The sequence below is a fragment of the Carboxylicivirga sp. genome, assembly GCF_982718395.1.
This window is the reverse complement of the sequence record NZ_CEXQWX010000074.1, coordinates 18,462-28,981: the sequence shown is the minus strand read 5'-3', so window position 1 is coordinate 28,981 and position 10,520 is coordinate 18,462. Positions and strand designations below refer to the sequence as shown.

General features: G+C 39.3%; 6 protein-coding genes. 5 read left to right on the top strand and 1 reads right to left on the bottom strand.

Annotated elements, in window-relative coordinates; all coding sequences use genetic code 11:
• Both AC4MRQ_RS14330 and AC4MRQ_RS14325 read left to right on the top strand, forming a co-directional pair.
• Window positions 1-81 (top strand): T9SS type A sorting domain-containing protein (locus tag AC4MRQ_RS14330; RefSeq protein ID WP_491198373.1); only part of this gene is annotated, 81 nt, incomplete at its 5' end.
• Between the two features lie 237 nt (window positions 82-318).
• Window positions 319-3,312 (top strand): PEP/pyruvate-binding domain-containing protein, encoded by a 2,994-nt coding sequence (locus tag AC4MRQ_RS14325; RefSeq protein ID WP_491198372.1) that lies wholly within the window; start codon window positions 319-321, stop codon window positions 3,310-3,312.
• 38 nt (window positions 3,313-3,350) lie between these two features.
• Here AC4MRQ_RS14325 and AC4MRQ_RS14320 read toward each other — a convergent pair whose 3' ends face one another.
• Window positions 3,351-3,890, bottom strand: a complete 540-nt coding sequence (locus tag AC4MRQ_RS14320) for a hypothetical protein (protein ID WP_491198371.1) — start codon at window positions 3,888-3,890, stop codon at window positions 3,351-3,353.
• A 176-nt stretch (window positions 3,891-4,066) separates the two neighbouring features.
• Between AC4MRQ_RS14320 and acs the strand changes: the two genes are divergently transcribed.
• The 3 genes from acs (at window position 4,067) to AC4MRQ_RS14305 (ending at window position 10,517) form a co-directional block, all read left to right on the top strand.
• Window positions 4,067-5,956 (top strand): acetate--CoA ligase, encoded by a 1,890-nt coding sequence (acs, locus tag AC4MRQ_RS14315; RefSeq protein ID WP_491198370.1) that lies wholly within the window; start codon window positions 4,067-4,069, stop codon window positions 5,954-5,956.
• Between the two features lie 178 nt (window positions 5,957-6,134).
• Window positions 6,135-8,609 (top strand): LamG-like jellyroll fold domain-containing protein, encoded by a 2,475-nt coding sequence (locus tag AC4MRQ_RS14310; RefSeq protein ID WP_491198369.1) that lies wholly within the window; start codon window positions 6,135-6,137, stop codon window positions 8,607-8,609.
• Between the two features lie 384 nt (window positions 8,610-8,993).
• Window positions 8,994-10,517, top strand: a complete 1,524-nt coding sequence (locus AC4MRQ_RS14305; protein WP_491198368.1) for an SUMF1/EgtB/PvdO family nonheme iron enzyme — start codon at window positions 8,994-8,996, stop codon at window positions 10,515-10,517.
• Window positions 10,518-10,520 lie beyond the last annotated feature (3 nt).

Below are 10,520 nucleotides of genomic sequence, written 5' to 3'. Positions count from 1 at the left end.
ACTTCAAAACTTACCAGAGGGTTTTACCTCTTATCTATTGTATATGATAATGAAACTATAACGCAGAAAATAATTCTATAAATATAAATTAAGGAGTTTAAAAAGGCGGTTGCTCAAATTGATGGTGCAACCGCCTTTTTTATCTTTTCCAGAGTTCTAAACTTTGGAAAAGATTTATGCCCGCTGTTGTATAGCATAGCCCTTCCACTGACCAAAATCACCTCTCTTTTATTCTCATCCAAACAATTTTAACTTATTTTGCTCTTCTTTGTTTAAAGAGTCTGGTAATCTAAGTTCTAATTGTCTATAATCTGTCAAATGAATAATCCAATCGACGAATTAACACTATCCAATATATATAACCGTAAACGCAGCGACAGGGATATCTTCCAGGAACTAATGTCATTTAAGGTAAGTGAGGTGTTGCTCATTGCCAATCATTACGATGCCTATAGCATTGTGCGCGAAGGACGCTTTTTCGATAAGATTTTTGGTGAATATCTGCAGTTAAATCTGTTTACCGCGCCGCGTATTACCAGCGTGGCAACTTGTGCCGAGGCCGAAGAATTAATGCAGGAGCGTGACTTCGATATGATCATTCTGATGGCCGGCTTGGATAAGCAATTGCCTTTGCAGATGAGTGCACGCCTAAAAGAGGTTAGCCCCGATGTACCCATTCTGTTGATGGTGAATAATAATGCCGATTTGAAATTCTTTGACGAAGCCAGTGGAAATATCGAGCATATTGACCGGGTATTTGTGTGGAACGGTGATTCACGTGTGTTCCTGGCCATGATTAAATACGTCGAAGACAAGATGAATGTTGAGAAGGATGTGCGTGTTGGTGATGTTCGTGTTATTTTGCTGGTTGAAGACTCACAAAAGTATTACACGCGCTACTTACCATTGCTGTATTCTATTATTATGCGGCAAACACAGGCCATACTGACGGAAGAATCGAGCGATCAGTTGCATAAGATTATGAAGATGCGGGTGCGACCCAAAATTTTGTTGGTAAGTAACTATGAAGATGCTGTTGAGATAGTTGACAAATACCTCGATAACCTTATTTGTGTGATTTCGGATGTGAAGTACGCGCGCAATGGCAAAGAGGATGAAGATGCCGGAGTGGAACTGATTAAGTACGTTAAGTCCAAAACCATCATACCTACTCTTTTGCAGTCATCCGACCCGGAAAATGCAGTTCGTGCCGAGGCCATCAAATCCGATTTTATCGATAAAAATTCAGATAGCCTGTCTTTGGATATCTATAACTTCATCCATCAGAAGTTGGGTTTCGGAAATTTTGTGTTTAAAAATACACGGGGAGCGAAAGTGGCAGTTGCCCGTAATATGAAGGAATTTGTGGAGTGCATTGAAGAGGTAACGCCCGAATCGTTGCTGTATCATGCACGGCGAAATGGTATATCCACCTGGTTAATGGCCCGTGGTGAGATATCTATAGCCAAACGATTACGACCTTATCGAATCGAAGACTTTGAGAGTTCAACCAAACTTCGCCAGGCCATACTGGATGTGTTCGAAGATGTTCGCCTGAAGCGATTACGTGGCAAAGTAGTCATGTTCGATAAATCGATGGTGAAAAGTTGTCGTTATATCGTGCGTATTGGTGAGGGGTCATTTGGTGGTAAAGGTCGTGGTGTAGCTTTCCTGAGTAATTTCATTGAAAACATCAATTTCGATCACATCATTGATGATATCAATATCCGCATTCCGGCAACTACCATTATTGGAGCTGGCGAGTTTACTCACTTTATCGAGAAAAATAATCTTTATACACAGGCATTTGTACGTAAGGATTATGAAGAAATTAAAGAGTTGTTCCTCAAGTCTGAGCTGAGTGATGAGGTGAATGAAAAACTGATGCAGTATGTTGAGGTAATGGATCAGCCGCTGGCGGTGCGTTCATCTGGATTATTTGAAGATAGCTTGTTGCAACCTTTTGCCGGTGTATATGCCACCTTTATGGTACCTAATAATCACCCTGATGTTAATGAACGATTCCGTCAGTTGTGTACTGCCGTTAAACTGGTATATGCCTCTATGTTCAGCGATCCTGCCAGAGCCTATTTTGATGCGGTTAATTACAAAATAGAGGAAGAGAAGATGGCCGTTATCATTCAGGAAGTAGTTGGTGGTAAAGTAGGTGATCGTTTCTATCCTAATATCAGTGGGGTAGCGCAATCTTACAACTACTATCCTTTCTCCTATATGAAACCCGAGGATGGTTTTGCTGTGCTGGCAGTGGGATTGGGTAAATATGTAGTAGGCGGAGAAAAAGCTTATCGTTTCTGTCCTAAGCATCCAAAGTTGGAACTTAATTCAATTCCCGATCAGATAAAAGATTCACAGACTTATTTCTATGCACTGGATTTGGATAAAACTGATTTCTGTTTGGAGAAAGGTGGTGAAGATGCCGCCATTGTTAAATTAAACATCAAAGAGGCAGAAGAAGATGGCAACCTGAAGCATTGTGCAACAGTCTATGATTATAACTATGATCGCATGGTCAATGACTTCTCCAAACGTGGCCCCCGCATTGTTAATTTCTCAAATATTCTGAAGTACGATTACATCCCACTTTCGCGAACCCTTGATATGTTGCTACGATTCTTTAAAGAAGCAATGGGGGCTCCTGTCGAAATTGAGTTTGCAGTTGATTTGGAACCGGGGCGTCGCAATTTGTCAACCTTATACTTGCTGCAGATCAAGCCACTTATTCGAGTAGAGAACAATGTCAATATTGATTTTAATGAGGTGGATAAAAGCAAAATGGTACTGCAGTCTATCAAAGGAATGGGTAATGGCAAGTTAAAGCATATCAAAGATGTAGTGTATATGAACATCGATGTATTTGACCGTACTAAAACAGCCGAGATGGGAGCCGAAATGGCCGAAATCAACAAATACTTTGAAGAGCAAGGCAAAGAGTATGTGTTAATTGGTCCCGGCCGTTGGGGAACGCGTGATCGTTTTACTGGCATCCCCGTGTTCTGGTCACAAATCTCACATGCAAGAGTAATTGTCGAGATGGGCTTACCTGATTTTCCATTGGATGCTTCTCTTGGGTCACATTTCTTCCACAATGTTACGTCAATGAATGTAGGTTACTTTAGTGTACATCATAATGGTGAAGAACAGTTTGTTAATCTGGATAAACTGAAAGAACAAACATTAATCAAAGAAACGGAATATTTCCGTCATGTTGAGTTTGAACATCCATTAACAATATTGATGGATGGAAAACAACAGAAGGCAGCCATCGTTGTGAATGATGAAACACCTGACTAAGCATTCTTGGGTATTACATTTAGCAAGCCTGATAATAGTCAAAACTGAAAACCAAGTTTGATTATAGGATTGTTATAGAGTAAATCGGTTATTTCGTTTTGATTCATATTCCATATTGCAATAAGGCTAAGCGCGAACCGGTCTTTAGTACCAATTTTGCGCTTAATCTTAAAACCAAGAAAGGAAGCATCTGTCCAACTGCGTCCGGTATCTGTATTAAAGTGATGATTTTCGATGTTCAGGAATTCCTGCTCGAAATGCAGGAATAAGGAAGTTCGTTCGTTTAAAATGCCTGTTAACCGCTTAATATTATAATTGGCAAGAATATTTAGCCCGTATATCCAGGTTGAAGACCTTGTATCATTTACAGTACTTGTATAGGATTCAACAATAACCCCACTTCCGATTGAAATTGTCGGGCTAAGAGAATAATGAACAGCGGGAGATATACCCAAACGTGTTTGATCGCCAAATGCCAGGCGCAAACTACCTTCCATATAAAATTTACTATTAGTGTCGGTTTGTCCTGCTAATGGAAGTGAGATTGTTAATACAAGAGCTGTAATTAATGATTTCATGATAAGGTATTTAGGACTGCTACTTACTGCATGTTGTTGTGCAAGATATAAAATGCATCGGGGATTAGGATAAGCACTTTAAAAAATAAAAAGATGCGAAAGTATTGAAATTATTATTCTATCGTAATATCTTGGTGAAAATCACATTATTAACCATAGAGATAAATTGAAGATTTATGATGAATTCAAAGGACTTCGTATATCCTTCGCAGGAAGTGATGGATTATGCAACCATTAAATCGTATGATGTTGCATACCAGGACTCAATAAACGACCGTGAAGCTTTCTGGGCCAAAGAAGCCGAAAGGCTTGAATGGTATCGCCCTTGGGACAAAGTACTGGATGACTCCAAACATCCTTTTTACAAATGGTTTGTGGGCGCTAAAACCAATATCATTCACAATGCTATTGACCGTCACTTGAAAACGGCTACACGCAATAAGTTAGCCTTAATTTGGGAAGGTGAGCCCGGCGATTTAAAGACATACTCTTACCATGCTCTCAACCGCGAAGTTGCTGAATTTGCAAATATTCTTAAGGCAATGGGTGTTCACAAAGGCGATATTGTCACCATATACATGCCTCAGATACCTGAACAGATTTTTGCTATGTTGGCATGTGCAAAAATAGGAGCCGCACATAGTGTGGTCTATGGTGGGTTTAGTCACGAAGCACTAGCTGAGCGTATTAATGCTGCCAATAGCCGTGTAGTGATCACTGCAGATGGCGGATTCAGGCGGGGTAAAGCCACTAAACTGAAAGATATTGTTAATAAAGCGATGGAGTTGTCGCCCACTATGGAGGTTTGTATCACAGTTAAACGTACTGGCGAAGAAGTTTACATGGAAAACGATCGCGATTATTGGTACCATGATCTAAAAGCTTTACCAATAGCCAGTCATAAGTGTGATACAGAAGAAATGGATGCAGAGGACATGCTATTCCTGCTATATACATCTGGTTCTACTGGTAAACCTAAAGGCTTGGTGCATACGCATGGTGGCTACAGCGTGTATACTTCTGCAACTCACCGGATGGTATTTGATATTAAACCCGAAGATCGCTGGTGGTGTGCTGCTGATCCTGGATGGATTACAGGGCATAGCTACATGGTATATGGTCCGTTGATTAATGGTTCTACTATCTTTATGTATGAAGGCGCACCGAACCATCCATACCCTGACAGGTGGTGGCGCATGGTTGATAAATATGGAATAACAGTATTATATACTTCACCAACAGCTATTCGTGGCTTGATGCGTTATGGTGAGTCGTGGGTTAATCGTCATGATATAAGTTCACTTCGTTTACTTGGTTCGGTGGGAGAGCCTATAAATCCTGAGGCTTGGCGATGGTATCATGAAGTAGTGGGTAACAAACAGTGTCCCATTATGGATACCTGGTGGCAAACCGAAACAGGTGGTTTTGTTATTTCTCCTCTACCGATAACACCATTGAAACCTGGATCGGCTACCAAACCTTTCTTTGGTCATGAAATTGGTGTGGTTGATGAAGGGGGTAATGATGTAAAAGCTAATGATGTTGGAGCTCTGGTGATTAAAAACCCATGGCCGGGAATGGCGCGCACCATTATGGGGGATGATGATCGATACAAAGAAACCTATTGGACAAAGTTTGAAAAGCAAAAGTATTATCATGCCGGGGATTCAGCTCGAAAAGATGAAGATGGTTATTATTGGATAATTGGCCGAAGTGATGATGTGATTAAAGTAAGTGGATATCGCCTGGGTACCGCTGAAATTGAAAGTGCAGCCGTTAGCCATGCTGATGTGGCTGAGGCTGCGGCTATTGCTTTGCCGCATGAACTCAAGGGAAGTGGTATTCATATTTATATCATCTTGAAAGCCGGAATAACAGGCTCTAAAGAACTGGCCAAAGAGTTATTGGATCATGTTGCTAAAGTGATGGGACCAATTGCACGACCAGAAGAAGTCATTTTTGCTGATGCTTTACCAAAAACAAGGAGTGGTAAAATAATGCGTCGGGTACTTAAGGCGCGTGCTTTAGGAGAAGATGAAGGAGATTTAAGTACTCTGGATGATTAAGCAATATTAAAGAAACATCTATGAAACGCAGGATTGATGTTAGTCCTGCGTTTTATTTTGTGTAATTTTTGCATTGAACACACGTCAGCATCATTGTAAAACAAAACAGAATGTCTATTTTCGGGTCACAGGCTTTCATACTAACATGGTTCATAAGAAAATACTATTGTGCATACTTTTGTCGACGCTCGTTTTGCTAACATTTGCCAGGCAGAAGCAATCTTATTACCCATTTAGTGAAGAATTGTATGTTGTTTCGAATTATACTAATCTTGATAATAAATGGGAAAAAGAAACTAGATCAATTGAGGAGCTTATAGCGCGAGGTGTAAGAGGATTTCGATTTAAGTTCGAACTTGATTCTAACCGGATTTATGCACGAACTCCATTAGATACCCTGATAAATGCCCAAACATTACTTAAACCAATTTCCAATTACCTTGCTGATAACCCCGATCAACTTTTAGTACTGTTTTTAGATTATACCTTTCCTTCAGAGAATATTGTATCCTTGTTCAGAGAATTGGGAATCTATCAAAAAATATGGATTGAAGAAGGGCAGGGGCAATGGCCAGGGCGAAGGTTGATGACTGCTTCCGGGAAACAAATTGTTTTGTTCACCATGCATCAACACAATAGCAATTACAACGGATTACACTATGTATGGGATTATGCTGTTGAACCTTACCAGTCTTTTGAAATAAATCCAACCTTTGATGGTGACTATAAGAATGGCCGCGCAACAAACGAATTTCTTTATTTTAATGGTTATAACTTACCGAGTGATACGCTAGATGCAGAAATACCATTTAAAAATTTCCAGGTTGTTGAAAATCCATTTCTTGTTGCTCATTTAATAAATTTATGGAAACAAACAGGTAAAAAGCCAAACTTCTTAGTATTCAATAAGTTTAGGAATGAAGTGATTCATGTTGCAAATAATGTTTTGGTTCATCGCTCAGTAAGAGGAACCATAACGCAGAATGGAAACTTGTTGAATAATGTTTTGTGGCAAGGAAGCGTTAACGCCAATACAAGTGGCTCTTTTTCGTTTCCATATTTAGGCGGCGAAGATTTTGATCTTCGGGCTGAAAAGTCAGGCTATCACCTTGTACCCAACCATATTAATGGGGAGGCGGTTGAAGACAATACAGTTCAAAATATTATTGCAACACCCATTCCAATAAATACTGATTTACAGGCTTTTTATGCATTTGATAAAAACTTAAAAGATGGTGGTGTAGCACGAAGGAACGGCACTTATACCAATGGTTTGTTTATAGATGATGATGAGCGAGGTCAGGTCATTCAATTAAAGGATTCACAATATGTAGACCTGCCAACATCTGTTGAATTGGGTGTTTATAACCATGATTTTACAGTAAGTAGTTGGGTAAAAGTGGATAGTTTTGCTTTGCGAGATTTGAATATTCTGGGTACTGAAGAAAGTTATTACCGAAAAGGGCTTCATATACAATTTAGAAATAAGAGGCCTTATTTTGGATTCTTTTCAAATGATTTAAATGGAAAATCTTTAATTCAAGAAGGCAGATGGTATCATTTAGTTTGTCGTTACAGTATGCATTCAGGCGAACAGTCCATTTTTGTCAATGGGAGGCTTGATTCACAATCTAAAGGCCATCCTTCATTTATGGGACGTACTTCTCTCAGAGTTGGTAAGGCAATCAAGCAGCACAACTATTATAATGGTTTAATTGATGATCTGGCTATCTGGAACCGCCCATTAGGGGATGAAGAAATATGGAACTTGTATCAGGATGTATATGATTTAAATAACGTATCTCTGATTGATAGAATAAAATATCAATGGAAATGGTACGCCACGGGAGCTGTTATTTGTATAATGCTTTTAATGATTTATGTTTTCAGGTTAGTGAAAAGAAAATCGAAGCAGTCATTAATAGTTCTATCAGAACCTGAATTACCTCAACAAAATGCTATTCACCTTTTTGGGGGCTTTCAGGTTTTTGACAGGGATGGAAAAGATATCACAGCTTTTTTTGCCCCCAAAGTTGAACTCTTGTTTATCGCTATTTTGCTCAAAAGTATTAAGAGTACAAAGGGAATATCTTCAGAATCACTTGATCAAATGGTTTGGCCCGGACTTTCACGCAAGAATGCAGCCAATAACAGGGGAGTAACAATGAGTAAGCTAAGGCAGGTTTTATCTCAGATTGATGGGATAAGTATTGAAAATGAGCATGAGCGTTGGCGAATCAGCTTATCGTCTGATGTTTTTTGTGATTACTCTGAAAGCATGAGCCTGATTCAATCTGGTAAGGTGGCTAATGACGGAGCTTTATTTGAAAGATTGTATGCCTTAGTATATCGTGGTAGTTTATTGCCGGATCTAGAAGAAGATTGGTTGGATGGCTATAAAGGGGCTATTGCCAGTGAAATAATTGATACCTTCATTAAGTTTATGGAAGATGCCGGAAAGAACTGTCCTCCTGATTTAATAATTAAGCTTTGTGATCGAATATTTCTAGCAGACCCATTAAATGAAGAGGCTTTGGGTTATAAAGTTAGTGCCCTGAAACAATCAGGTTTGCATAACAAAGCCAGGTATACACAGGAGGAATTTGCACGTATGTACAAGGAAAGCCTGAATGAGGACTATCCGGGAATGTAATAGGTGTTATTTACTCTCAAATTTCTACTTCCATTTTTCATTTTGTTTCAAAACCTTTTTTGTGCAAAGAAACATATGAATAACTTTAAATGAGTCCTGATTTGTTCTTCACTCATTCTTATATCGAAGAATTATCTGCTAATAGTAATTCTCAACTAATAATTTTCCAACAACGAATTTTAAGTCTAAGACGGCGTAATATTATAGTCTAATGACTTATTTGTAATGATTCTTATTAGTGAATTTAACTGTCAGTATTATAGTTGATTGGATAATGTAATTAATGTGAAATTAATGTGCCTTTAAGCATGGTTTTAAGTGGTCTTAAGTCACTGCTAATGCTCGTTATCTACTTTTCGGGTCTTTGTCTGATCTATTAATTTTATGAAACGAATACTACCGTTTGTAAAGCGTAAAAAAACGCTTTTCGTCTTCCTTGCAGGGTTCATTGCAACCCTGATTCTGATTTATCCATATAAAAAAGCTTTATCCTATACAAGCACTGATGCCTATTGTAATTCATGTCATGTGCATGATCATGCCGAAGAAAGTTGGCGGCTATCGAAACACGTTAATAATAAAAGTGGTGTTGTAGTTCATTGTGTAGATTGTCATTTGCCTCCACAAGGACAAGGTTATGTAAAAGCAAAGGCTTATCATGGATTTAAGGATTTATATGGCTATTGTTTTAAAGATTCTTCAGAGTATAAATGGGAATCTAAAAGGACAGTTGAAAAAGCCAATCATTATACCTATGAATCTTCCTGTATTAATTGCCATTCAAATCTCTATCCTGCAACCTTAAGTGTTAAAGGAGCTGATTCTCATATGCACTACGAGAACCACAAGGAAACAATGACTTGTTTAAATTGCCATATGCATACCGGGCATTACAACCCAGATTATCAGCATGCTCAGAATCAATCATTCGGAGAAGAGGAACAACCCCGCGAAATATATACCGAAGCAAGCCAAATTAATGCTTTTGAAAATTTCACCGAGCAAATACCAGGCTCATCTGTAAGCTTTAATATGATTGCAGTGCCCGGTGGAGAGTTTATGATTGGAAGTCCTGAAGATGAACCTTATCGCCGAGTTGATGAAGGCCCTCAAAGAAAAGTAAAACTAAGTCCGTTTTTTATGGCGGAAATTGAAGTATCGTGGGATGAGTTTCTGGCTTGGTTTGGACAAACATCCAGTGAGGGGCGTAAAGAATCAGAAGTTAGCACAGCTGAAGTAGATGCGATAAGCGGAGCTACGCCACCCTGGGGAGCACCCGATCAAGGTTGGGGTAAAGGTAAACGACCGGCTATCACAATGTCTCACCATGCCGCTGTTCAATACTGTCGCTGGTTATCACATGTAACAGGAAAATCATATCGTCTTCCTACAGAGGCAGAGTGGGAGTATGCAGCCCGAGGTGGTTCAGAAACAGCTTATCCTTTTGAAGGTGGTCCGAAAGATTATTCTGAGCTTTCTTTCTGGAATAAATGGACAGGTGTTGACACCACTATGATTGGAAGATACGTCACATATAAAGCTAATTCAGATGGTAAGACGCAATTGGCTGAAAATGTACTGGCCAATCCATTTGGTTTGAAGAATATGCATGGTAATGTGGCTGAATTCTGTTCAGATTGGTATGCAGCTGATACTTACAAAAATTACAGCGATGAACAACTTGTAAATCCTTCCGGCCCGTCAAAAGGCAGAGAGCATGTTATAAGAGGTGGTTCGTTCAGAAGTGATGCCAGTGAATTACGATCGGCAGCCAGAGCATATACCCAGACAAAAGTCTGGCTAAAAACAGATCCGCAAATGCCAAAAAGTATTTGGTGGTATTCTGATGCTAATCATGTTGGTTTTAGAGTGGTTTGCGAGGTGCCTGATGGCATTGATGTCGATTAAGAT

Bases quoted from the DNA above. Each gene is read 5' to 3' on its own strand.
- AC4MRQ_RS14325 (WP_491198372.1), top strand. From the start codon at position 319: ATGAATAATCCAATCGACGAATTAACACTATCCAATATATATAACCGT.
- AC4MRQ_RS14320 (WP_491198371.1), bottom strand. From the start codon at position 3,890: ATGAAATCATTAATTACAGCTCTTGTATTAACAATCTCACTTCCATTA.
- acs (WP_491198370.1), top strand. From the start codon at position 4,067: ATGATGAATTCAAAGGACTTCGTATATCCTTCGCAGGAAGTGATGGAT.
- AC4MRQ_RS14305 (WP_491198368.1), top strand. From the start codon at position 8,994: ATGAAACGAATACTACCGTTTGTAAAGCGTAAAAAAACGCTTTTCGTC.